At 62.7% G+C, this 536-nt stretch carries 1 protein-coding gene; it reads right to left on the bottom strand.

Translation table 11 applies throughout. From position 1 onward, the window contains the following. Nucleotides 1-527 (bottom strand): amidohydrolase (locus ACWF6P_RS31730; RefSeq protein ID WP_452623694.1); only part of this gene is annotated, 527 nt, incomplete at its 3' end. Nucleotides 528-536 lie beyond the last annotated feature (9 nt).

Genomic DNA, 536 nt, shown 5'->3' with positions numbered 1-536 from the left:
TTGTTTCGGGTCAGGATGCTCTGCAACGAGGTCAGGATCTGCGCAGCCGCGAACACCGGATCCGTGCCCAGGTGCGGCATGGCTCCATGACACCCAGCCCCAGTGAGCTTGATCTTGAAAAGACTGGTCGACGCCATGATCGGTCCGGGTCTTACACCGAAATGACCAGTCGGAATCCCGGGCCAGTTGTGTACGCCGAAAACGGCTTCGACCGGAAACCGATCGAACAGGCCGTCTTCGATCATCGCATTGGCGCCGCCGCCCTCCTCCTCCGCCGGCTGGAAGATAAAATGCACCGTTCCATCGAAGTCGCCCGATCGAGACAGGTGACGTGCTGCTCCGAGCAGCATCGCGGTATGTCCGTCGTGGCCGCAGGCGTGCATGGCCCCGGGTACCGTCGAGCGATGCGGGAACTCGTTCGCTTCCTGCATCGGGAGGGCGTCCATGTCGGCTCGCAATCCGATCGAGCGATCGCTGGTGCCGCGCTTCAACGTACCAACGACCCCGGTCCGACCGACACCGCGCACTACACTCAG

This window comes from Rhodococcus sp. NPDC055024 (assembly GCF_053608585.1).
Note: the sequence above shows the minus strand (reverse complement) of the source record. Positions and strands in the feature narration are given on the sequence as shown.